This window comes from Chelatococcus asaccharovorans, assembly GCF_003201475.1.
Taxonomy (GTDB): domain Bacteria; phylum Pseudomonadota; class Alphaproteobacteria; order Rhizobiales; family Beijerinckiaceae; genus Chelatococcus; species Chelatococcus asaccharovorans.
In genome coordinates, this window is sequence record NZ_QJJK01000003.1 from 18884 (window position 1) to 40137 (window position 21254).

Below are 21254 nucleotides of genomic sequence, written 5' to 3' on the forward strand. Positions count from 1 at the left end.
ATCAATAGATCCCCTTGAAGATGTCGATGGAGCCGGCGAAGGTGCTTGGCGTCTTGCCCGTGCTGAACCAACCGCGTTGCGCGCCGAGCGTCGCCCATTGAGAGGCTGAGCTCAGCAAGGTGCTCGCGGCGCCAAACATGCCGGCCTTGCGGTTGGCGTCCGCCGTCATCGCCGCGCCGCCCGTGAGACCACGGGACCGACTGTCGGCTGCCTTGAAGCTGCTATCGATGGTGCGGCTCGCCGCCTGCAAACCATCCTCGGCATGGTCGAGCGCCCCATAGGCTGACCATTGTGCGCCGGCGGCTTCCTGAAAGGCATTCGCGCGCGTGATCTGCGCATCGGTTTCGCCTTGTGCGGCCCCGAATGCCGCCAGCATCAAAGCCGAGCCGGATGCCGGATCGATATTACCGCCGGCAAAGAAAGCCCTCTGCGAGGCCGTGGCGCGATCGGTTTCATCGCGCACGCGGTTCTCATCCAGGCGTCCGCGCGCCAGCGCCAATTCGGCGTTCTTCTGCGCGATACTGGCCGCGAGGGTATAGGCGCGGGTGCCGCGCATGGCCTGGTCAATCGTGGCGCGGCCGATGTCGCGCGCCTCGCCATAGGCGGCACGTGTGCCTTCCATAGCCTGCCAGAGGCTCGCTTTTTCCTGGCTGCGAGAGGCGGAAAGCTGGCCCGCCGCGCCGATCCCGCTCGACAGAGCCGAGGCCCCGAGCGCCACGAGCATGGAGGCTTCGCACATTATCGCGCCTCCGTGAAATCAACCCACGGCGTAAGGCCCAGCAGCGTGAAGGGATAAACGCTGTCGCAAACAAGCTCGAATTCCAGTTGATCCGAGGGAGGACCGAACAGGGTCGTGAGCCTTCCGTCTGTCACCAGTGGCTGTGGCACACCGAGCGGATTGCCGCCGCCCTGGAGCAAGGGCTCCCAATGGTCGCCGTCATTGATGGCGATTTCGCCGCCGGCCGCATGAAGACGCTCGATCAACACATGGCTGGCGCGCTTGGTGCCGCCCTTCGTCGAGCCACTTTGGAGATTGGCCTCGGCCTTCAATGTGCGGACGCGACTACGCACGGACAGCCCGACGACGATGCGCGCCGCCGGGCGATCGAGGGTGAGCGTACCGTCGTCGCCAACGACGAGCTGCCGATGCTCGACGCCATCGGCGATGATGGAGACCATTTCCCCGGCGAGATGATCGAGACCGGCGAGCGCCGTCGTCGCGGCGCCCTGATAGCTCAAGCCGCTATCGACGAACCAGGCCGCGCGCGCGTCAGGCTGCACTTCATCGACCGGCTCAAAAAAGGGCTGCATGACTTCCACATAGCGCCGGGTTTCGCCCTTGATCGTCCGCCGCACGGTGAACCACAGCTCCGAGGTGCTGGCGTCGCCGGACGGGATGATAGCCATGTCCTCGATGGCGCCGTTGACCATCGGGTGGCGATGCCACCCCATGACCTGCTGATCCGGCCGGAACGTGATGGCGACGAGTTCGCCGTTCTCCTGGGGGATCCAGAGGATGCGGTGCGGATCACGCTGATAGAACACGCCGATGGCGCCGCCCTTCAGGATATGGCGGGCATAGAGCGTCAGCTCATCCACGCCGATCTTTTCGCCGACGCGATCGAACTGCGCAAAATGCAGCCGCCGGCGCGACCGGCCGATGAAGACAACGCCGCCATCGACGAGTTGCGGCGTATGCGAGGCCGAGCCTTCCGTGCCGTCCGGCACGGCGCGGACGTTCGACACGGTGATGGTGTCGAAGGCATCCGCCCCGCGCACCATCCATTCCGAGCTGCGCGTGCCGGCGACGATGACACCGGCATTCATCATCCATTGAATGTCGACGATCTTGCCATCGGGCGAGGTCAAGAGCGTCGTCACCGCGCTATCGTCGAGATCGGTGATCTCAAATGTATAGAAATCGCCGATCTTGGTCAGCCAGAGGCGATTACCGCGCGCCCAGACCAGCCTGTTGTCGTGCAGGATGACATGCGTCGGCCAGCCCTTCACATCGGACCAGGCCGGCTCATGCCAGCGAAAGGTCCAGTTCGGCGCAACCACATCGCCGGGCAAGGTCGAGATGACGGTGGCAGACACGTGCCGCGCATCGGTGAAGCCGGTGATGCGGACAAAGCCGCCGCCGCCGTGGACGAAGCGCCAGACGACATTGCCATTGCCCGACGACACGTCGCCCTCGTCGTGCTGCGGGGTGTTCGGGCCGGCATCCGAACCGGAGACGACGGAATAGACATTGCCCTTGTTGCGGCGGAGCGCCCCGAATGTCAGCCCTGTCTCATTGGTCTTAAACAGCGGGACATTGGCGACGTTGCTCTCATCCAACCGCCAGATCGAGCCGACATGACCGGCAGCGAACACATCGAAATCCGCTTCAAGCGTGATATCGCCCGAGGTGGCGGAGGCGCGAATGCGCTTGGCGCGGTCGACATTCTGGATTTCGAGCGGACCGCGCTCATTCTCATAGTCGCCGATCGTCCAGTTGGTATGCGCAAAGCGCTTGATGACCTTCGGCTTGCCACCCCAGGCGACGAAGATGACATCGGCGGATTGCGCCGTGCGCAGCTTGGTGAGATCCGCTTCCAAAAAGGGCACGGCCAGCTCGTAGGGCGTGCCGGGCGCCGTCTCGACGACACCGCCGGCGCGCATCACGCGCATATGCCCGTCATTGAAGACGAGCACATAATTGTCGTCGGCCGAGAACTCGAAGCCGATGAGACGCGAGCGCTCGCCTTCCTTGCGGAGCGGCGTGACGAAGCGGGTGCCCGGCCGGCGCGTCACGCCGCCTTCCACCATCACCACAAAATTCTCGCAGATCTTGAGGCCGGTCTGATAGCGCGCGAGATCGACGCGGGCATGCAAGGCCTTGTCGAGTTCGCCCGAGGCAAAGGTGCTGCGCTCGACATTGGCGAGGCTCATCGGCGCGCCCTCAGCCAGCTTGTGGTTCGCGGGATTTCGGTGCGGGCGCGTTCCTTCGCATCGGCGCGCTTGGCCTTGGCAATGAGGAGATCGGCGCGAACCGTCAAATCATTGGCAAGCGCCCGGTCCTTGGCGAGAAAGGGCGCGATCGCCGCGCCAAGGCGCAGCTGGAAGACGGACAGGAACAACGCATCCCACAACGCCGGGTTCTCGACGATGCGGGTGTAGTGAACGAGCGGCGCCGGGGCATTGGTGACGAGCACCATGGCAAAGACCGGCATTTCACCGGGATTGACCGCGGCGCCCTCAACTGCCCATTCGTCCTCTTTCAGGCCATCGACAGCCCGCACCGCGACGCAATCGGGCGGCAGGGCGAACCGGTTCTTGAGCGGGCCGAGCGCTGGCGCGGGCTCGCGTGCCGGCCGCATCCAGGCGCCGGCGAAATTCCAGGGGTATTCCCGCAAGACCGCATCGCGCACGTCGCCGAAGCGCGTGCGGCAGGCGATGGCGGCCGCAACCGCGGCGTTGATATCGACGATCGGGGGATGGCTGACATGCGCCAGCGCCCCCGATGCCGCTTCCGTCTCGGTCGCCGCCCTTTGCATGGGTCAGTTTTCCGTCGCGAAATAGAGCTCGAATTGCACCGCGCCGGCGGTGGTGGCGGCCGCCTTCATGGTGGCGAAGAGCGAGAGCTCGCGGACGGGATCCTTTGTCAGGCCGACGAGCTGCCACAACGGCTTGTGCAGATCGGCGACCGTCACCGCGGCGATCAGCGATTTGGTGCCGGCCGCGCTGACATCGAGGCCATCGGCGAGCGCGTCGGCATCTTCCGCCGTACCGATATCGAGATCGGTCAGCCCCGTGATGCCGGCATGCCGAACAGCGGAGAGCGGCAGAATGCGCGCCCAGCTCGGCACCTTCGCAATGAAGAATTTGGTGTTGGCGCTGTCGCCATTGAGCACGGCAAAGGTGGCGATGGCTGATACCACGCGCGCCTCGGCATTGATGCCCTTAGGGCGAACATTGGTGGCAGGGTCAGGATGCGCCTGACTATAGACAGTGCGAACGGCCATGGCGGCCCCCATAAAAGCGAAACGATCGGGATGGAGAGGCCGGGCGCCAGGCGCCCGACGAGCGACGCCTCAGGCCTCGGCGCAAAGAATGTCGATGACCTTCTCGTCTTCCGAGCGGGTCGCCGCGAGCCACTGCTCCATGTAGGGATGCGGCTGATACTGCATCGACGGGTTGCGTTCGATCACCGTCGAGATCGGCAGGGCATCACCCATATGCATGCCGCTCTTCAGCCAGAACGGGCAGCGGCGGTGGCCTTCTCCGGTCTTCGGCAGATCGGTATAGGTGACGAGCTGCACGCCCATGAAGGACAACACGCGCTTGTCCTCGAAAATGGCCTTGTTGCGGTAGTCCTTTGAGGACACCTGCAATTCGGCGTAGAGGTCTTCATTCTGCTTGCCGGTGATAGCGCAGAAGATTTCCTCGTGATCGACGTCAACCTCACTGTCGATGAATTTGGACAGGGCGCCGACGAATTTCTTGACCGTCAGGCCGGTGGCGCCGCCGGCCTTGTAGTTCACCGGGATCTGCTGATTGGCCGTGTCGAAGGGCACTTGCGTATAGAGCCCGGTATCGTCCTGCGCGACCAGGCGAATGCCGAAGAAGGTCTCGGACAGGATTTCATCCTCGCCGCGGCGCATGGCGGCGGCGCCCTCCTGCACATAGATGCTCTCATACTGGGTCGCCGTGAGCAGGGACGTGCTCGACGGGATGGTGCGGCCCCAGTCGAGGCGCTGCGGCTTGACCCAGATGCCGGCATGCGACGGCGGGATGTTCGGCGTCGGGGCATTGTTGGGCGCATTGCGGCGGGCTCGGCTACGGCCGACGAGCTCCACCGCCTGGGCTTCCTTGCCCTTCACGTCGGGGATGAGCGAGAAGGTCTCGCGGAAAACCGAGCGGATGCGCTGGAGCGCCAGCTTGACGTTATCGTTGTAGCGAACCTTGTGCACGGCCTCTATGGGACCGAATTCCTGGGGCATGGCAGCACCTGCGAAACGAAAGAACGGTTGGGTTCTGAGGTTCCGGCGAAGGTGCGGCTGGCAGGATCGCAATCCACCCAGCGGGCAACGCCTGTCGTTTAACGCCTGCGGTCGGCGGCCCGGTTATGGTGACGGGCATCCAGCGGGCATCCGCGCGAGCTCGGACGGTGCGGCAGTTGGGACGCGCAACCTGCGGACAGGGGCGCGACGCTCGCGAACGTTTGTCTATTGAAGCTAATCTGCCGAATCTGTCAAGTGTATGACAAAACGTAAAGGAGAGAAGATCCTTACTTCACACTTTCTTTTGGTCGGTTGTCTGAGATAATGATCTTGCGTCGTTGCATTGGGGGAACGTTATGGTCGAAGCAGGCAGTTTGGACGAAATTTTAGAATCTCTGGACGAGCTATCTACTCGCGGTGGAATACCACGCGGCCGAGCGTTCGCGGCCTGGTACGCGATCAATTTCTACAACCTCGATGAGGATGACGCGCTAGAGGCAGCGGCTGCTGATGGTGGCAATGATCAAGGGATTGATCTTGCGTTTGCGGACGCCACAACTGAGAAAATAATCGTAATTCAAGCTCATTGCCCAGAAAATACAACAAAGAAGTGCCCGAAAGCTAAGTGGGACGCCGTCTTAAGCTCGGTGCCTTTTGTGATCGATCCTTCAAATCTAGGCAAAAATGGACGCCCTGACCTTGAGGAAACAATTTCCTCATTGAAAGAAAGCAATCCAGATTTTCAGATTATGATTTGTCTAATAACATTGGGTAAGAACTCCGACGAGATAAGGGGGTCTGTTGTTGCTCACAGTAAGCGTCAGAAGGATATCGAGTTTTTATTTGTTCCTCAGGAAGATATAATATCGCGATACAAAGCGCTTGTATTGGCGGGACAAGGAGTTCCTGAGGATACATTGGAGTTTTGTGGGGGAATAATAGAAGATAAGGGTGAGTATGGAAGGGCGTGGATAGGGTCCGTAAGCGCGACCGAATTGCAGCGGCTGCATGGAAAACATGGGAGCGATTTGTTTGCTGGTAATGTGCGCCTCTTTTTAGGTGCACGGAAGGGTGGAATCAACGAGCAAATTATCAACACGGCTACAGATTCTCCCGGAATATTTTGGGCATTGAACAACGGAGTAACAATAGTAGCGGACACGGCGACTGCAAAGAAACCTTCCGGTAAAATTAATATTTTATCCCTCAAGAGATTTAGCATCGTCAACGGATGTCAAACGACAACAAGCCTCGTTCAAGCCCAGGCTGCCGCAGAAGCCAAGGTGCTAGTGAGGGTAATAGCTGCGAAAAACTCAATAAAGACAGATATTGTTAGATATAATAACTCTCAGAACGCTATTAAAATATGGACCGTAAGATCTGCGGATCATGTACAGCAAGTGCTTCGTGGTGAATTTAAGAAAATAAACGTGGACTATGCTCCAAAGCAGGAAGGGTCAAGACGGAAAAAAGGTGATAAAATTATCGAGCTTGATAAGGTTGCGCAGTATATCGCGTCGTCTGAGACTGAGTTTCTTATCCAGGCGATCGATAATAAGAGCGAATTATTTGATCGGCCCTATCAGAAAATTTTCCCTGCTGGGATCAGGGCATCGACTGTGTACCTAGCCTGGATCATCGGTGGAAAGGCTGATAGCGAGCGGCAGTCTTTGCTCAAGAAATTGAATAAAGATCATAACACGAACTTGCTAAGTGTGACGAGTTCATATTGGATAATATTCTGCACATATAAGCTAATCGCAAAATTCTCAAATTTGGAATCGGTGCATATAGATCTAAACACAATGAATACGACCGAATTCATCGCTGCAATTACAAAGTATGTGTCTAAGGCGACGGACCTTTTTTACGATGCCGCTCTTGATACATACGATAGAGATGAGTATGGATCATTCAAGGCGACGCTCCGATCCCAAAAATTTCTCCAAAAAATGGACGGAAAATTGAACGCGCGCGTGGCACGCCTTCCGCCTAAATCGCTCCCGGACTTGGTGAATGTGAGCAAAGGCGCAAAGGCAAATGCAAAAGCCGCGGCAAAAATGGCTAGTCGAGAGCTTCCGAAATGCGACGTCCGGTCCGCTTAAGTGAGCGATCACGATGGGCATAGTGAGCACACCGACCGCAGGTTGGCGGTCGGAATGTCCACGGCGATCATCAATATAGTCTTTAGCATACCCTTCTCATTGTTCCCAAACCTTGCCCTCGGAATCCGGCTAGCTGCTTCTCCGCGCCGCTGAGGTACTTCTCATTTTTTGTCGTTCCCTGTGTTCCAATCAGCCGGCCATCTTCGCCTTCCGCATCAACAGCGCCTCGCGCTGGGCGCGGACTTCGGCATAACGCGGGTGCCGCGGATCGCCGAAAGCCTTCATGAAGTCGCTATCGGCAGCCTGCCGGTCGAGCTCGGCTTGCACCTGACTGGCCGACATCGCCGCGCTGCCGCCGCCGGCGGTGCTGACGAGGCGGTCCTCGCCAAGCATTTCCCCGAGCTTGTGGAAAAGCTGCATCATACGCGGCGCACCGATCATCGCTTCGAGCTCGGCGCCGTCGTCGAGGCCAATCCCGAGATGCCGCGCCGCACGCTGGGCAAGATCGGTGTTGCGCGCGTAGTCAGCGCCCCAATCCTTCTTGAGCGCGGCCGCGAGATCCGCATTGGCCTTCGCGCCATTGGCATCCACAGCGTCGATCGCGTGCGCAGCATAGCCCACGACGGCATCGAGCATGGCCTGCGCCGCCGGCAATGGCACACGGGCCGTGTGAGCCGCATCGACCAAAGCTTTTTCAAAACCGGCATCATAGAGGAAGCTGTCGGGAACGCGCGGCTTCTTGAGGCTGTAGTCGTTGCGATCCGCCTTCCAGCCGAGTTCCGCCCAGCCTTCCCACTCTGCCATGCGCGTCGGATCCGGCTTTGCCAGGATATTCCGTTCCCGCACCATCCTATCGGCCTGCATATGGGCATTGACGGCAGCGGCTAGGTCCGTGAACCCCTTGCCGGCCAGGAATGTCCGTTGCTCATCCGAGAAGCCCGGCGCGGTATCGTACCAGGCGCCTGGCGGCGTGGCGCCATCGCCACCCGCTGGCGAGCCGCCGGCGGCCGGTTGCACCCCCGCAGCGCCGGCGCCCCCCTCCGCCGCCAGCACCATGCGCGGGCCGATCGGATTGGCGAACAGGAAGGCGGCGGACGCTGCGGGCGCGAGGGACTGCTTGAGATCGGTCATCGGGAATTCTCCTGTTTCAGGGGCTCGAAACACAGACGCTGCAAGGTTGCGGGATCGGTGCCGGCGATCCGCATGGTTTCCAAGGCAAGCTGGCGTCGCCCCTCCGCGATGCCGGCGGCATAGAGATCTTTCGCCGGCGGTAGCGGCGCGAAGACGGAACCCCGAAGGGCCAAATCCGCCATGAAGTGGCGCAACTCCGCCACCTTGGCGTAATCGGAGAGCACGGCGGCGCGGTGGCCGTCGTTGCGCCAGGCGGTGCGAAACCAGCCGATCAGGTTCATGGCTGCACCCGATCAGCCGCCAGCGTCTGGGCCTGAGCCGCATGCGCCGCCTCGGACTGGATGGCAACCGACTGCTCTTGCTGGTCAAGCTCGGTTTGCTGGGCGGCAAGCGCTGCCCGCTGTTTGCGGATCTTCTCGACCTCGCGGGGATCGCGCCGCACCGCCGGCGGCGGGCCGAAGGCGTCGTGCAGCACGCTCACGACGGCGTCACCGTCGATATTGTCGAGCACGCCGCTATCGCCGGTGGTCTGCGCCACCTGTCCCACAGCGCCGATCCAGCTCAGCACCGCCCGGCCCGTCGCCGCCTGCTGCATCTTGGCGAGCGGCGAGACATATTCGACCTCGATGGCATGGCCTTCGAGCTCCGGCGGCGGCGGCGGCAACTGTCCGGCGCGCTCCAGCATGCGATAACGCCGCGACAGGAAGGGCGACAAGCCTTGCCCCTGGATGCGGGCGAGGTTCGGCCCCATGAGCCGCAGCTTTTCCTCCTGGAAGCCGAGGAATTCGGTTGCAGTCATCTGCGGGCGGTTCATGAGCTGCATCAGCCCGAAGAAGAACGCCTCGCGGATCGCATCCCGCCGCTGCTGGGATTGCTCGCGCGACAGGCCAAGGTTCTGCGCGCGGTTGAGCGGGCGGGCCAATTCGCGCCCATCCTCGCTGACGGCGCCGTAGAGCACCGCATTCGGCACCACATCGGCGGCCGTGATGGTGCTTTCATCCGGCAAGAGCAGGGCCGGCTCAGCGGCATGCTGCGCCGCGACGATATGCGAGCGCTCCATTTCCTGGAGCATCGCGACGTCCGGCCGGGCCATATGGCCGGGACCGACCGGATAGACGCGACCCGGCCGGCGGTTCCACATCACGGCGTGATAAGGGAGTTGATAGTAACCACCCAGCCGCATGAAATTGCGCAAATCGGGGCTCACATATGCCGACACCCACGGCATGCCGCGTGGTCCGAGCCGGCCTGCCTCGAATTCGGGATTGAGCGAAACGGCATGGATGAAAGTGTATTCGCTCTTGTCCTGGCAGCCCGAAGCGGGTTCGGCCAGGTCGGGAAACTCCCGCTTCGCCTTCACGCCCTTGAGCTTGAACTCGCGGTGCACGGTGTCGATATCGCCATCCATGTCGATATCGATGTAGGTCTCGCCGAGCGGCATGACGCGATCGAGGATACGACCCTTGCCGGGCACTTCCTCCTGATAGAGCGTGCCCATGCCGAAGGCGCCGAGGTCGGCGAACCAGGCGGGCGCCTCGCTGTAGAAGTTCGAAACGCTCGGCGAGATCGAGGCATAGATGACATTGGCGACGCTGTAGAGCCAGTGTTTCACCGGCAGCCATTTCGCCAGGTCCTTGTCTTGCAGGCTCAGCTCGAACCAACGGTTGGCGGGATTGGTGAGCTGCCCGAAGATGCCGCCGGAGAAGCTTTCCAGCGCATAAAGCTGGGTGCTGTCATAGATATCGTCATAGGCGCTGGTCTTGCTGTTGCCCGAGAACATATCCTCCTGTTCGGGCCGCATGAGCTTGGCGATATCGCGCCACTGCGTTTCGGCCGGCTGACGCGCCGCCTTGAGCTCGCCGTGCCGATCGAGGATGTGATTGATGCCGAACATTGCGGCCTCCTGACTGAAGGTGAGATCAGGCGCCGAGCAGGGTTCGCGTGCCGACCGGCGCCGCGCCGAGATCGCCGCCGCCGCGCGACAGGATGGTTGAGGCAAGCCCCTTGGCGGACAGGGCCTTGCGGATCTTCTTTTCGGCCGCCTGGCGCGCGTCCTCGCTGTCGCCTGGCCCTTCGGCTGCCTTGAGGGCGGCTTCCTCAGCCTGTTGCTGGGCCTGCTGGGCCACGGCTGTTTGATCGGCAAGCTGGTCGGCGATGCGGTTTTGCGCGGCGGTGAGCTCTTGCGTCATCGCCTTGCGGTCGGCCTCCGCCGCCTGGGCTTCCAACTGCTGTTGAAACAGAAGGGCGCTTTGCTTGCGCTTCGAGCCGCCGCCAAAGATCTTGCTCAAAAAGGACATGTCAGACCTCCGGGAATGTCCATGATGGATTGATCCACGCACACTGCACGTAAGCCTCGCCGTGCCGCCCCAAGGCCGGCGCGCGACCTTCCTCGGCAAAGCCGAGCCGCCGCAGCCAGCGCCGCGCGACAGTGTTGCCGTCCCACACGCGGCATTCGGCGCGGGCCACATGCGGGGCGAGAACGGCCGGCATGAAGACGCGGCGGACCCATCGATGCGCGGGCCGCGCGATCGCATTCCATCGGGCCGTGGCGATCATCGACGCGGCAGCGGTCGTCGGCGTCATAAGATGGGCGCCGACCAGGGCGACCGGCTCCCGGCCGGCATCGGCGAGCGCGAACAGGCCGAGCTTGCGCGGGCCGAGCATGAGGATGTCATCGACCAGCGCGTCAGGATCGTCGTTGAAGCGCACAGCCATGACTTCATGGCGATCGATCGGCCTGAGATTGCGACAGATGTGCTCGATATCGGCGACGGTGGCAGGGCGAATGAACATCAGGCTTGTCTCCGCAACGCGTTGTAGCGCCCTTGCGTCTTGCGCGAGGCCTCGCGCTTGCGGCGCTTCTCCGCTTCATGCTCGGACGTGCGGTGGCGCGCGGCCGACGAGCCGGACAGCGAGGCGCCATATTCCATTGCCTCGACCACATGGCTGTCGGGCGTCTTGACGATGCCGCCGCGCGCGTCGGTGCCTTTGATGCGGTGATAGTGGAACGTGCCGTTGAGGCCGCGCCGGATGGCGGAACAGCTGGGATCGAGCAGAAAGCCGGGCCTATCACCGACAAGCGCCCGCTCCATGGCTTCGCGCGCGCCGCGGTGGCGCCCCTCGGTATCTTCGTTGCGTACAGGGGGCTTGTGCACCTTGAGGCCGATCGCCTTGCCGAGACGCCCTGCCCAGGAGCCGCCCGTCGTGTCGTCGCCGGCGAAGGTGGCAGGGTCTGCGACCACGTAGAACTCGCAGCCGGCGAAGCGGCGCGAGGCCATCACCACGTTTACAGCGCGAGCGAGATCCAGCTCGTCGCCACGATCGAGCGCGATTTCTGCCGGAACCCGCAATTGCCCGTCCGGCATCTCCTGCAGGAAGGCGGCCGCAGGCGTATTACCGCCGTCACAGCCAACAATGACCGGGATATCAGGGAAGACGGTCAGGGGCTCCAGCGCCACCATGCGGCTGTCGACAAACTTCGGATAAACGACGTCGGTGTCCCGGTTGAAGCCGGGCTCGTTGTCGATCTTGACGCGGATCCACCAGGGCCGATGCGCATTCGCTTCCGCCTGCTGATGGTAATATTGGCGGCCGACCGCGGCGAGGTTTTCCGCCTCGGCATGACGGCCGCCGGGCTGGCGGAAGAGATGATAGCCGGCGGGCTTTTTCGGCGACCACCAGTCACGATAGACCCACACCAGCGGGCTTGGCGCGTTGCAGTCGCCGAAGATGCGGCCGTAGCGGATGCCCGGCCGATCAGGGAGCCCGAGTTCGCCACGGGTCGGATCGCGGCCGACCGAGCGCGCGAGGTTGATGAACAGCGCTTCCGGCAGCTTGTCCATCTCGTTGAGGTAGGCGTCGGTATATTCCGTGCCGCCGAGGTCGTCGGGGTCGGCGTCCGCGCCGAAGGCCATGAAGCGGGCAATGAGCTGGATTTTGCCGAAAGCGTCCTCGAACTCGACGACATGTTCGGCCGCCCGCGGAAACGAACCGGTGAAGGTGCCAATGCCCTTGTCGGGGTCCAGCACCTTCCGCCAACTCTTGATGGTCGTTCCCCAAAGCTGCTGATAGGTTTCGCGCCAAACTGCCAGCACGTAGCGCCGCACGCCGCTCGAGATCATCGGCGGGGTCTGGATGGCCGAGCGCAGGGCGCGCTTGACGCAAGCTGTCGTCTTGCCCGATCCCACCGGCCCGTTGAGCAGATCCCGCGTGCCGTTCGACATGATGAAGGCATCGGACACCGCCCCGGCCGAGAGCAGGAGGCGGGCGCCATCAGGATAGCGCTTGAGGGCATCGTCGAGGGAGCCGAAGGTCACCGTCATGCGTGCCCCCCGCGCCCGATATGCCCGAGCCCAAATCCCCGGCGCCCATGTCCCTCGGCCCCGGTTCCACACGGGCGAGTTTTTCGGCCGCCGTCTTCCCGGACAGGCCAGCCGCTGGAAAATATCGGCGAGGCTGTCTCTGAGAAATCGACCCGCGCCGCCTGGGGGGTACCCTCCCGGCGAGACCGGGGGGGTGGGATCCGCGCGTCGGTCGCGGCGCCCGCCATCCGCGCGGCGGCGGCGCTGGTGACGAAGGTGCGTTCAGTGACCGTGACTAGACGCAATGGGCGCTGAAGGTGTTGAACCATCACGGGTTTTCCTCAGGTGGCGACTGATCGAGCGGCGACTGCGCCGCATCGCCGTCGCTAAGCTCTTGATATTCCACATCCTCGAAGGCGCGCGCCCATGGCGGCGCGGAGCCGGTCGCGGCGCCGTTCACGGCCTGTCCGCCGACCATGAGCGCGACCATCGGCACAGCCGCGCCTTGCGCGTCGGTCGGTGCCAGATGCGGCATGAAATAGCGGCCCAGGCGATCGGCAAGCGAGGCTTGCCGATCGAAGGCTTCGAGCCGCGAGCACTGGAGCCGCGCTGCCAGTTCCTCGACCGATAGCAGGAGCCAATCCATCATCCAGCGCTGGGGCAGGACGCCGCCGCGCATGAGCCATTCCCGGAGCTCGCGCGTTGAGCGATTGGCCGCGCCAGGCGGCCGCCCGCGCCCGCGTCGGGCCGCATGGTCTTCCGCCGCCTGCTCGACATCCATGCGGCGCCCGGCTGGCGCCTCGAAGAGCCCGAGCTGTTCATCGGGCGCCCGATCGGCCGCGACCGCGCCGGCGGCCTCGCTCACGGCCGCCGCGATCACGCCACGCTCGCCGCGCGCGCCGTCGTCGGCCGCGCCGCTCACGCCACACCCCCTAAAACATTGAATATACGGGAATATTTAATTCGATCGGCGCGAGGCGACGCACCCGAACAGGTCGCCAGCGCCCCTGATTGATTGAGACGGTGCCGCCACAATGCGCGGAATGGATCGAACCGAAGCCCTAATTTCGAGCGCTGCAACACTTTCCGAGCCGGACCGGCAAAGTGTTGCAAGGGTGTTGCAAGGCTAATCCATTGATATTCAATAGATATATGTATTCTGCAACACTGCAACACCTGCAACACCCCGTGCGCTCGCGCGCGTGGGCGCGCGCATGCACGTGTACATGTGAAGGCCGATTGGAGGTGTTGCAGGTGTTGCAGTGTTGCAGATCGGAAATACATCAACCATTGCAATGCCTTCCGCTTGCAACAACCCTGCAACAGTTTCGGCGTCCCGCCCCCGAAGTGTTGCGAATTCCTGTTCGCGCAGCAAACAGGTACAGGAATCGCGAGCGTGAGGTGATTTGCGCCCATTGTCGATTACCTTGTTTCGCCTTCATCCTGTCGCAGGAAGATCCTGACAGGGATGCTGACACCGCGCCCGCCGAGGCGCCGGGAGTTGACGCGCTGGGCGCCGGAAAGCCGTCGCATGGCCTGGCTCCAGCCTGACGTGGCCGCGCCCGGCGACGTGGCCCAAACTGAGCGGTCGAAGAGTTGGGCCAAGCCCGCATGCTGGTTCGGCAGCGTGACGGTCGCCGCATCCTTGAGGCCCTGGACGAACACCCCATGCGCCTCAAGGGCGCGGGCGCAGGCCACAGGGAGCTGCCCATCGACCTGCACAATGTCCGCCGCGCCGGCAACAAGTGTGCCGATCGTCATGCGCGTGCCGCCACGAAAGACGTCGAGCGGGATGGAGATCAACCAGTTGAGCATGGCCTCGGCGTTGCTGGGCTCTTCCTGCTGGTCGAGCATCTTGGCCTTGCCGCAGGCGGCCGCCAGCAAGGCGACCGTGTCGCTGTCGGCAGCCGCGTCGAAGAGCAGGACATCGGCCATGGCGAGTAGCGCGCCGAACTGGTCGCAGCCCCTGGCATCATGCCCGGTGAGCGCGAGGGCTTGGCGATAGACGTCGAGCGTCTCTTGCCATCGTCCCCAGCCATCCATGACACGCCTGCGCAGTTGCCGGCCGAGATGCAGGAGCTCGGCGCCGTCGATCCGTGGCGGCGTGATGCTTTTCAGCCGGCCGAGGCTCAGGATGGTGATACGCGTAAGATCGGCCGTGTTGAGCGGCGGCACGATGATCGAGGACAGGAGGAAGGTCGATCGTGCCTCGAAGCCTTTGAACTTGGCGTCGTTAGATCCGCGCAGGATCTTGCCGCCTGATGCCGATTGGCGCACCAGATCGACCATGTTTTTCATCTTGAGGCTGTTCGGATCTGCTTCCGCCTCATCGATCGCCGCCGCGCGCGAGGAATAGCCAACCGCCTGATAGATCCCGGCGGAGGTGGCATCCGACGAGGCGACCAGAGCCGGCCCCATCAGGTACTGGATGACCTTCTGCAGCGTGGACTTGCCCGAGCCGGCATCGCCCGTGATCCACATCATCGGGCGCCAGTCGAGCGCCCCGCCGACCATGGCGCAACCCGCCCATCCCAGCAGGAGAACGGAGGGGACTGCCCAGGCCGCGCCGTTGATCTCGACCGTGGACACGTCGGCATCGGCGAAGGCGTCTTGTTCCCAAGGCCATGCGTTGAACAGGTTGAGCAGCGTTGACGCGCTGGCCGGGGGCGCGGGCTCATCCGCCGGCCGCGGCAGCCGATCCTGGCCGGGATAGACATGCTCGCCGAGATAGCCAGGCTCACGCCATTCGCCACCGAAATACACCACATCGCCGGCATGCAGGACGAGCCCGCCGTCATCACCACGCCAGGCACCGACGCCGCGTAGGCGCTTGGCCGGGTCGAAAATGCCGATCTTGCCGCAGGCATCCATGAGGCTGTCGGCAGTGCGGTCGGCCTTCCAGCCCGTCTGCGTCTGGTTTTTTTCGTTGAACTTCGGCATGAACGCCCAAAGCCAGTCGTTGCGACCGGCGAAGAGGCCGCGCAGTTCATCCGCGCCGTGCTTGCGCAGCGCCACATATTCGCGCGATGGGTCCAGGTAGTGGAAATGCCCCCCGCTTTTGCCGAGCGGGATCACCGGACAGTCAGGCGGCAGTGCCTTGATGGGATGCTTGATGCGCGTCCATTTACGCTTTTCCTCGTCGCCGTCTTCATCATCGGGATCGACGACGGGCGGTTCGCCATCGTCACCATCTCCACCATCTTCGGGTTCGGCTGGCGCCCGAAACAAGGCCTCGACTTCGTCGCGGCTCCAGCCATAGGTGGACCCGACTGACACCGCCATCTTGAAGCCACCGCGCTTGAAAGCGCGCCTGATCGATTGCCTGTCTTCCTCGCGTTGCGCCTCTTCAGCGCGCGCCGCGCGGGCGGCGGCATCCGCAGCGTCGAACGCCTCGGCAATCGGGGCGAGAAACGGCGCGATGGGTTGAGGCGGATCGCTCACCGTGGCCCCTTTTCTGCGCCGGCAAAAAAAGTCGCAAGGCGTGCGAAACAGGACTGGCCAAGTCCTGGCGTTGTGTTAACGTTTGCGGATTGCTTAATAATTTGATTGCCCGTGGGGGGAGCAATGCAGTGCAATGGTGGGAACGCTATTGTGGCGACCGCATTTGAAGTTGATGCCAGCTGCCAAGACAAACTTTCTTTATTTGTGGCTTCACAAAGGGGATATTGCCCCTTCGCTAAATCTAGCTGCCTTGGAATAGAGCTTTCGCTTACAATCGAGCAGGCTCGGAAACTCTCGACAGATTTGCGAGAGGCCGCAGAACACGCAAGCATGGCGCGCGTGCTCGCCGCCTGCGCGCCGATCGATATTGACGATGCGACATCAGACATGGGCAAATTGCCTCTCTTTGCCTGATTGCGCCGCGAGAACCTGAAGCCAGTCGTTGAAATCTTTATGGGGCTCTGGCGCACGCACGACGCGTGTCGGAAAATTGCGCGTTTCAAGTAAAGCGAGCGAGGCATTCAGCTGCCGGAGCGCGTCAGGCTCGCTATCGTTGTCGGCGATAACATAGACCCCGCCGATATGGTCCGGCAGCGTTATATTGCCGAGATTGGCCAAACTGACTGAGGTGAGCACGCGCAGCTCGGGCCGCGCCAACGCAACTGACAGGCCATTTTCGACACCCTCGGCACAGGCGACCCATTCGCCCTGGGGCGCTTGCGCAATCGGTTTGCCGGAGCGACCGCGCGAGAGCGGGACGAAGCCGCCGGCATATTCGCAATAGGCGCGCTTCGGCTTGGCCATGGACGCCTTGGTCACCCGGCCGTCTAGATGCTGCTCGAGGAAATGGCGATGTACTGTGAGAAGTTCACCGGTGATGCCGTGATTGACGGCCGCCAGCATGCACGGGCGCATTTCGCCGGTTTCGGGGCATTTCATCGGCTTGAAGCGAAGAGCGCCAGGCGCCCGGCCGAGGCGGCGCAGATCAATGGCGCGGCCGAGCAAATAGCGTTCGGCCGGCGTGCCAGGCAGGGGGGCCGCGCTCAAAAAGTGTCCCTTTGCCAGGCGCCGCAGCTGCGCGAGGTCAGAGCGTTGCCGATGGGCGTGATCCGCCGCCACACGCCTAGCTTTATCCTCCTGGCGCCGGCGCTCCTGCGCGCTCATCCCGCCGAGTTTGAGCCAGTTGACAGCCCAGGGGATCGCCGCCTTGATATCGCCCTCGCAGGCGCCGGCGGCCACGAGATCGAGCACATCGCCTTTGGCGGTGCCACCGAAATCACGCCACCAGCCTGCCTTGTGCCCAACCCTGCAGATGGACAATGAGCGCCCGGGCGCGCCATAGACGTCGCCCATGGTCCATTCCTTGCCCTCTGGCGTGGCATTCGGGAACAGCTCGGGCACGAGCGTGTCGATGCGCTCGCAGAGCTTGGCTTTGATCAGGTCGATCGAGACGGCAAAGCTCACGGCCGCGCTCCTGCCCGGAGACCTTCAAGCCGTGATCGCAGCGCATCGGGATGGTGTTTGCCGTAAGTCTTGCGGGCGCTGCGCTGAATATCCAGGCATATGCCGGCAATGAGCGAGTTCCGGAACGTCGCTGCATCGCCTCCGTTTGCCAAATGCTTGCGGAGTTGCCGCACGATGCCAGCGACGACATATGGATAGGGCGCGCGGCTGACAATCTGCCGGACCGATGGTGGCAGGGCATCGAAGCGTTGAAACTCGCGCTTCCGGCTGACACGCCACCCCGATTGCCAATTGCCCGCCATCAAACACGCCCCATGAGGTCGAGGGCGGGCCGAAAGATAAGATCCAACAGACGATCAGCCTCGGCGAGGCTACGGATATGGGCGACATCGCCATAGTCGCGCAGTCCCGAATAGATCTTGCACGCGGCGCGAATGTTCGACACCGCCGGCGATGTGTCATGCCAGGGATCGAGAAACGCAAGGAGGGGAAGATTGCCGGCAGGACCGAGGCGCGTCGCCTCGAAGCGCGCCTCTCCGCCGGCATAGGGCACTGAGAACTCGATTTTGAGGATTGTGTCGAGCTGCATAGCGCGTCTCCGCTGGCAAAATGGAGAGGCCGACGCAAATTACGCCGACCTCTCCAGGCGGGCTGCACGGAGTGGGAGGGCGCCACCATGCAGCGAAACGCAAAAACGCACGCGGCGCATACGACCGACGCAACACAACACAAGCGACGACGTGGCGATGGCTCAGATGCCCGCCGCCTTACCCGGCCCATGGAGCGAAACAAGATGGTCGCGGAGCGCCAGTTCCTCGCTAACAAGAGCCGCGGCAATTGCCCTGTTCGTGCTCCGCCGGAGGCAATGCAGGCCTTTGACGAAGCGATAGATGCTGTCGGAATGGACGTCCGCCGCGCTTGCCAGCCCCTTGATGGGCATGCGGATGCGCCTGATGCGGAGATCCATTTCCACCGATGTCATTTTGGTAACCATCGCGCCCTAGAATGCAATATGCGATTGCACATTGTCATGTGATTTGCAATTGCACGTCAAGCGGTTTCTATCCGGTATCCCAGATGGAAATATCGACACATGACGCGGTGATCGATAAGGAATGTGATATGAAAATGCAAAAGGCGACCGCTAAAACTGATGTGAAGGTGGCTTTGCGCGAAGCGCAGCGCAAATGGCTCGATGACGTATGCGCGGCCACAGGCCTTACCCTGACAGAAATCGCCAAGGAAGCTGGCGTAAACCCCTCGACGCTGACGCGGTTTCGTAATCAGCCCGACCACAAGGGCACGCTGACACCGCTCACGGTCAATTCGATCTCCCAAACGACCGGCGTGCCCATCGCAGTACCTGGCGGGGAGTTGCCGCTCAAGGCTATCCATCGGGCGCGCGAGGCCGAGCCCGTGCCGCTTGAGGCGGCAAGCCCGGAATGGCAGACCGTTTTGAAGCCCTACCAGGATGAAGCGCGGTTCGAGATCTGGGCCCTACGCGGGCGTGCCCTTGAATTCGAGGGCTATAGGCCGGGAGATGTCGTCATCGTCGATCGCGAGGCGCGCCCGGATGTTGGCGATGTCGTCTGCGCTCATGTCAGCGATTGGCAGCGCGGCGGGGAGACGGTGTTTCGGCTTTATCACCCGCCCTTCCTGCTTGGTGCGGGCTCCGATGACGCGGCGCGACGGCCCCGTTTTCTCGACGAGCAAAGCACACAGATCAAAGGTGTTGTGGTCATGAGCCTGCGCGGGCGCAGCGCGGTCAAAGTAGCTGCCTGACAGGGGGCGAGCCAGGATACGCCTGACCTTTGCGGACGTCCTTAGCGCATCGAGGACGGTCGCCAGGCGCCAATGATCACTGTGTTTTCCAGCATATTGCGCTCGTATTCAGCGTAATTTCGGTAGCTCTCAGGGCGCGCAAGGCAACCATCAAGCGGCGGCGGCCCGTCAGAAATCACACTTCAATCGGATTTTTGCGTTTGCTTTTACGCATATCTCTGTGATACCCGTGTTCTCCGTTGGAGGTTCCCTGTCGAACGCGTTGCCCATTACATCGCGCGACAGCGTGCACTCTCAACACGGCTGTCTATCGTATTGCGTGAAAGCCATTCACTTCGCGGGGGCTTAGCCCGCGGTCATTGATAGATAATATGCCGTATATCGGCAGGAATCCGGTTTCAATCATGACAATCGCTGACTCGAATAGAGGCGCGGTCACGCGCGTCATTGCGAACCTGCGCGCTGCTCAAAGAAGGAAAGCGCTGAAGACCGACATGATGGCCTTGCGCGATCACATTTCATCTGCGCTGTCCAAGGCTATCGCCGATCTCATTGCCACGGAAAGAGAGCGCGGCATCCAGGAACACGAGATTTCCGATGCAATTTGCCATGGCTTTGCGCATGCCATGGTTCACGCGGTGAAACTACAAGTGCGAGACGGCGCAATTGGCCCTGCGCTCTTCGCGCTCAACCACGCCGCAGCCCGACAGGCATATGCAATTGCCGCCGGCATCGATACGGACGTGCTTCCGATCGCCGCTTCCCGGCCGGCAGTTTAGGGGGCGGTGCAATGATGATCCCTTTCCCAAGCAATCGCTGGCAGGATCCTTCGCATCTCGAACGCGAACTGGAAGACGTTCTCAAACATATCGACGACGAACTGAGGCAAGTGAAGCTCACCTATAGCGCGCTGGCCTCGGCAACAACCTTCACGACCGCGCGTATCCACCACCTTTACAACGTCCAGGGTGTCATGAAGGAGCGTATCGCGCAGCTTCGCGCGCTGCGGAATGCCGGACAGAAGGCGGAGGGACAGAAGCCATGACAGCGCTGCATCCGCCTCTTGGTGCGTCGCTTTCCCTGTCAGAGCAGATTGCCCTACGGATGGTCGCTGTCGCGCCGCTGATATCGTTGGCGACCATCGATCGCGAATACCAAGGGCCAATTGGGTGCCTGTTGAAGCACGGGCTCCTCGAATATGTCACAACACGCCGCCGAGGTCTGGACGGCGATCTGATCGGCGTTAGCAGCAGCGGCGCGACAGTCGTGCGGGCGCTTACGGGCCTGCCGATATTGGTCGAGTTGGAGCCCGATCTGCGGCCACTTCAGACTGACGAGGCCGCGGCTATGGCTTGGATGCGTCACCTGTCGTGGCAGCACCTGAGTTCAGTGCCAGCGAGGCTGCACAATGCGCTGAGCCGGCTCGAAGCCCGAGGACACATCGAGAGCCGGCGCCTCACAGACAACATGGGTGCGACGGTGGAGTACCGCCGCATCCCACTCATGCGGGGGGTGTGATGGCAACAATTTCGCAGAGCGCACAGCGCCAGGCACTGGCTGCGCTCGCCTCAGGACGACTATCCTATCATGATGGCGCGTGGCGATGCGGTTCGCGCCGCTATGCCAATGAGACGATTGCCAGGATCGGCGAGCGTGGATGGATCGCTCAGTCTGATATCCCTGGTGCCGTCAGCATCACCGCGGCCGGCAGAGCCGCATTGATGCGTCCACCGATCAATCACAGCAACGAGCAGCACAAGCGCCACTATCACGCGCGCGCTGCCGGCAGACAGATGGAGGCTTCGCCGTGAAGGCACAGCCCGCACATTTAACCACCGTGCCCGGCGATCCTCGCCGGGATTTCTGGACCTATCCCGACCTCGCCCAAGTCTTCAGCGTGTCAATTGACCTGCTAAGACGCAAACTCATGCCGCAATGGGAAGCGGCTGATTTCCCGCGGCCGCTTCCCTGGTGCACGCGCGAAAAGCGATGGAACCCCGCCGCAGTCCTAGCCTGGAAAGACAGGCAAGAGCGACGCAACCGCT

The 21254-nt window shown here is 62.3% G+C and carries 23 protein-coding genes; 6 read left to right on the forward strand and 17 right to left on the reverse strand.

Features of this window, described 5'->3' with window-relative positions; genetic code table 11:
- Nucleotide 1 precedes the first annotated feature (1 nt).
- The 5 genes from C7450_RS07480 to C7450_RS07500 form a co-directional block, all read right to left on the reverse strand.
- The gene (locus C7450_RS07480; protein ID WP_110373815.1) at nt 2-739 is read right to left on the reverse strand and encodes a hypothetical protein; all 738 of its coding nucleotides are present in this window, start codon (nt 737-739) and stop codon (nt 2-4) included.
- Nucleotides 739-2934 carry a phage tail protein gene (locus C7450_RS07485; protein ID WP_110373816.1) on the reverse strand — a complete coding sequence of 732 codons (2196 nt, stop codon included), beginning with the start codon at nt 2932-2934 and terminating at the stop codon, nt 739-741. Before C7450_RS07485 ends, C7450_RS07480 begins: the two co-directional genes overlap by 1 nt.
- Nucleotides 2931-3539, reverse strand: coding sequence for a phage connector family protein (locus tag C7450_RS07490; RefSeq protein ID WP_110373817.1), 609 nt, complete (start codon nt 3537-3539; stop codon nt 2931-2933). The genes C7450_RS07485 and C7450_RS07490 overlap by 4 nt, the downstream gene beginning before the upstream one ends.
- Before the next feature lie 3 nt (nt 3540-3542).
- Nucleotides 3543-4007 (reverse strand): hypothetical protein, encoded by a 465-nt coding sequence (locus C7450_RS07495; protein WP_146227282.1) that lies wholly within the window; start codon nt 4005-4007, stop codon nt 3543-3545.
- A 69-nt stretch (nt 4008-4076) separates the two neighbouring features.
- Nucleotides 4077-4985 (reverse strand): phage capsid protein, encoded by a 909-nt coding sequence (locus tag C7450_RS07500; protein WP_110373819.1) that lies wholly within the window; start codon nt 4983-4985, stop codon nt 4077-4079.
- 356 nt (nt 4986-5341) lie between these two features.
- On the opposite strand from C7450_RS07500, the gene C7450_RS07505 reads away from it, so the two are divergent.
- Nucleotides 5342-7090 carry an AIPR family protein gene (locus C7450_RS07505; RefSeq protein ID WP_110373820.1) on the forward strand — a complete coding sequence of 583 codons (1749 nt, stop codon included), beginning with the start codon at nt 5342-5344 and terminating at the stop codon, nt 7088-7090.
- 189 nt (nt 7091-7279) lie between these two features.
- Here C7450_RS07505 and C7450_RS07510 read toward each other — a convergent pair whose 3' ends face one another.
- The 8 genes from C7450_RS07510 to C7450_RS07545 form a co-directional block, all read right to left on the reverse strand.
- Entirely contained in the window at nt 7280-8221 is a 942-nt protein-coding gene (locus tag C7450_RS07510) for a hypothetical protein (protein ID WP_110373821.1), read from the reverse strand.
- The gene (locus C7450_RS07515) at nt 8218-8502 is read right to left on the reverse strand and encodes a hypothetical protein (protein WP_110373822.1); all 285 of its coding nucleotides are present in this window, start codon (nt 8500-8502) and stop codon (nt 8218-8220) included. Before C7450_RS07515 ends, C7450_RS07510 begins: the two co-directional genes overlap by 4 nt.
- Nucleotides 8499-10115, reverse strand: a complete 1617-nt coding sequence (locus C7450_RS07520; protein WP_110373823.1) for a portal protein — start codon at nt 10113-10115, stop codon at nt 8499-8501. Before C7450_RS07520 ends, C7450_RS07515 begins: the two co-directional genes overlap by 4 nt.
- Before the next feature lie 25 nt (nt 10116-10140).
- The gene (locus tag C7450_RS07525; RefSeq protein WP_110373824.1) at nt 10141-10518 is read right to left on the reverse strand and encodes a hypothetical protein; all 378 of its coding nucleotides are present in this window, start codon (nt 10516-10518) and stop codon (nt 10141-10143) included.
- 1 nt (nt 10519) lies between these two features.
- The gene (locus C7450_RS07530; protein ID WP_110373825.1) at nt 10520-11014 is read right to left on the reverse strand and encodes a hypothetical protein; all 495 of its coding nucleotides are present in this window, start codon (nt 11012-11014) and stop codon (nt 10520-10522) included.
- Complete coding sequence (locus C7450_RS07535) at nt 11014-12543, reverse strand: hypothetical protein (RefSeq protein WP_110373826.1); 1530 nt, start codon at nt 12541-12543, stop codon at nt 11014-11016. The genes C7450_RS07530 and C7450_RS07535 overlap by 1 nt, the downstream gene beginning before the upstream one ends.
- Nucleotides 12544-12850: 307 nt before the next feature.
- Nucleotides 12851-13444, reverse strand: coding sequence for a hypothetical protein (locus C7450_RS07540; protein ID WP_110373827.1), 594 nt, complete (start codon nt 13442-13444; stop codon nt 12851-12853).
- Nucleotides 13445-13944: 500 nt separating this feature from the next.
- A complete protein-coding gene (locus C7450_RS07545; protein WP_110373828.1) occupies nt 13945-15963 on the reverse strand; it encodes a hypothetical protein in 2019 nt (672 codons plus the stop codon).
- Nucleotides 15964-16113: 150 nt separating this feature from the next.
- On the opposite strand from C7450_RS07545, the gene C7450_RS33460 reads away from it, so the two are divergent.
- Nucleotides 16114-16377 (forward strand): hypothetical protein, encoded by a 264-nt coding sequence (locus tag C7450_RS33460; RefSeq protein WP_146227283.1) that lies wholly within the window; start codon nt 16114-16116, stop codon nt 16375-16377.
- Here C7450_RS33460 and C7450_RS07550 read toward each other — a convergent pair.
- The 4 genes from C7450_RS07550 to C7450_RS07565 all read right to left on the reverse strand — a co-directional run bounded on the left by C7450_RS07550 (nt 16345) and on the right by C7450_RS07565 (nt 18409).
- Nucleotides 16345-17427: a DUF7146 domain-containing protein gene (locus C7450_RS07550; protein WP_110373829.1), complete on the reverse strand. Its 1083-nt coding sequence runs from the start codon at nt 17425-17427 to the stop codon at nt 16345-16347. The genes C7450_RS33460 and C7450_RS07550 overlap by 33 nt on opposite strands.
- The gene (locus C7450_RS35060; protein ID WP_110373830.1) at nt 17424-17729 is read right to left on the reverse strand and encodes a DUF6525 family protein; all 306 of its coding nucleotides are present in this window, start codon (nt 17727-17729) and stop codon (nt 17424-17426) included. Before C7450_RS35060 ends, C7450_RS07550 begins: the two co-directional genes overlap by 4 nt.
- The gene (locus tag C7450_RS07560) at nt 17729-18016 is read right to left on the reverse strand and encodes a hypothetical protein (RefSeq protein WP_110373831.1); all 288 of its coding nucleotides are present in this window, start codon (nt 18014-18016) and stop codon (nt 17729-17731) included. Before C7450_RS07560 ends, C7450_RS35060 begins: the two co-directional genes overlap by 1 nt.
- A gap of 162 nt (nt 18017-18178) precedes the next feature.
- On the reverse strand, nt 18179-18409 hold the full coding sequence (locus C7450_RS07565; protein ID WP_110373832.1) for a hypothetical protein: 231 nt from the start codon (nt 18407-18409) through the stop codon (nt 18179-18181).
- Between the two features lie 23 nt (nt 18410-18432).
- Between C7450_RS07565 and C7450_RS07570 the strand changes: the two genes are divergently transcribed.
- From C7450_RS07570 to C7450_RS07585, 4 genes are all read left to right on the forward strand, one after another.
- Nucleotides 18433-19209 (forward strand): LexA family protein, encoded by a 777-nt coding sequence (locus tag C7450_RS07570; protein ID WP_146227284.1) that lies wholly within the window; start codon nt 18433-18435, stop codon nt 19207-19209.
- Between the two features lie 371 nt (nt 19210-19580).
- Nucleotides 19581-19988 (forward strand): hypothetical protein, encoded by a 408-nt coding sequence (locus tag C7450_RS07575; protein WP_110373834.1) that lies wholly within the window; start codon nt 19581-19583, stop codon nt 19986-19988.
- Nucleotides 19989-19999: 11 nt separating this feature from the next.
- Nucleotides 20000-20254, forward strand: a complete 255-nt coding sequence (locus tag C7450_RS07580) for a hypothetical protein (protein ID WP_110373835.1) — start codon at nt 20000-20002, stop codon at nt 20252-20254.
- Nucleotides 20251-20727 (forward strand): hypothetical protein, encoded by a 477-nt coding sequence (locus C7450_RS07585; RefSeq protein ID WP_110373836.1) that lies wholly within the window; start codon nt 20251-20253, stop codon nt 20725-20727. Before C7450_RS07580 ends, C7450_RS07585 begins: the two co-directional genes overlap by 4 nt.
- The last annotated feature ends 527 nt before the right edge of the window (nt 20728-21254 follow it).

Coding starts and splice junctions, on each gene's coding strand:
- C7450_RS07495 (WP_146227282.1), bottom strand. CDS start 4,007: ATGGCCGTTCGCACTGTCTATAGTCAGGCGCATCCTGACCCTGCCACC.
- C7450_RS07585 (WP_110373836.1), top strand. CDS start 20,251: ATGACAGCGCTGCATCCGCCTCTTGGTGCGTCGCTTTCCCTGTCAGAG.
- C7450_RS07570 (WP_146227284.1), top strand. CDS start 18,433: ATGCAATATGCGATTGCACATTGTCATGTGATTTGCAATTGCACGTCA.
- C7450_RS07500 (WP_110373819.1), bottom strand. CDS start 4,985: ATGCCCCAGGAATTCGGTCCCATAGAGGCCGTGCACAAGGTTCGCTAC.
- C7450_RS07490 (WP_110373817.1), bottom strand. CDS start 3,539: ATGCAAAGGGCGGCGACCGAGACGGAAGCGGCATCGGGGGCGCTGGCG.
- C7450_RS07505 (WP_110373820.1), top strand. CDS start 5,342: ATGGTCGAAGCAGGCAGTTTGGACGAAATTTTAGAATCTCTGGACGAG.
- C7450_RS07530 (WP_110373825.1), bottom strand. CDS start 11,014: ATGTTCATTCGCCCTGCCACCGTCGCCGATATCGAGCACATCTGTCGC.
- C7450_RS07575 (WP_110373834.1), top strand. CDS start 19,581: ATGCCGTATATCGGCAGGAATCCGGTTTCAATCATGACAATCGCTGAC.
- C7450_RS07520 (WP_110373823.1), bottom strand. CDS start 10,115: ATGTTCGGCATCAATCACATCCTCGATCGGCACGGCGAGCTCAAGGCG.
- C7450_RS07535 (WP_110373826.1), bottom strand. CDS start 12,543: ATGACGGTGACCTTCGGCTCCCTCGACGATGCCCTCAAGCGCTATCCT.
- C7450_RS07565 (WP_110373832.1), bottom strand. CDS start 18,409: ATGACATCGGTGGAAATGGATCTCCGCATCAGGCGCATCCGCATGCCC.
- C7450_RS07480 (WP_110373815.1), bottom strand. CDS start 739: ATGTGCGAAGCCTCCATGCTCGTGGCGCTCGGGGCCTCGGCTCTGTCG.
- C7450_RS07485 (WP_110373816.1), bottom strand. CDS start 2,934: ATGAGCCTCGCCAATGTCGAGCGCAGCACCTTTGCCTCGGGCGAACTC.
- C7450_RS07510 (WP_110373821.1), bottom strand. CDS start 8,221: ATGACCGATCTCAAGCAGTCCCTCGCGCCCGCAGCGTCCGCCGCCTTC.
- C7450_RS07580 (WP_110373835.1), top strand. CDS start 20,000: ATGATGATCCCTTTCCCAAGCAATCGCTGGCAGGATCCTTCGCATCTC.
- C7450_RS35060 (WP_110373830.1), bottom strand. CDS start 17,729: ATGGCGGGCAATTGGCAATCGGGGTGGCGTGTCAGCCGGAAGCGCGAG.
- C7450_RS07525 (WP_110373824.1), bottom strand. CDS start 10,518: ATGTCCTTTTTGAGCAAGATCTTTGGCGGCGGCTCGAAGCGCAAGCAA.
- C7450_RS07560 (WP_110373831.1), bottom strand. CDS start 18,016: ATGCAGCTCGACACAATCCTCAAAATCGAGTTCTCAGTGCCCTATGCC.
- C7450_RS07515 (WP_110373822.1), bottom strand. CDS start 8,502: ATGAACCTGATCGGCTGGTTTCGCACCGCCTGGCGCAACGACGGCCAC.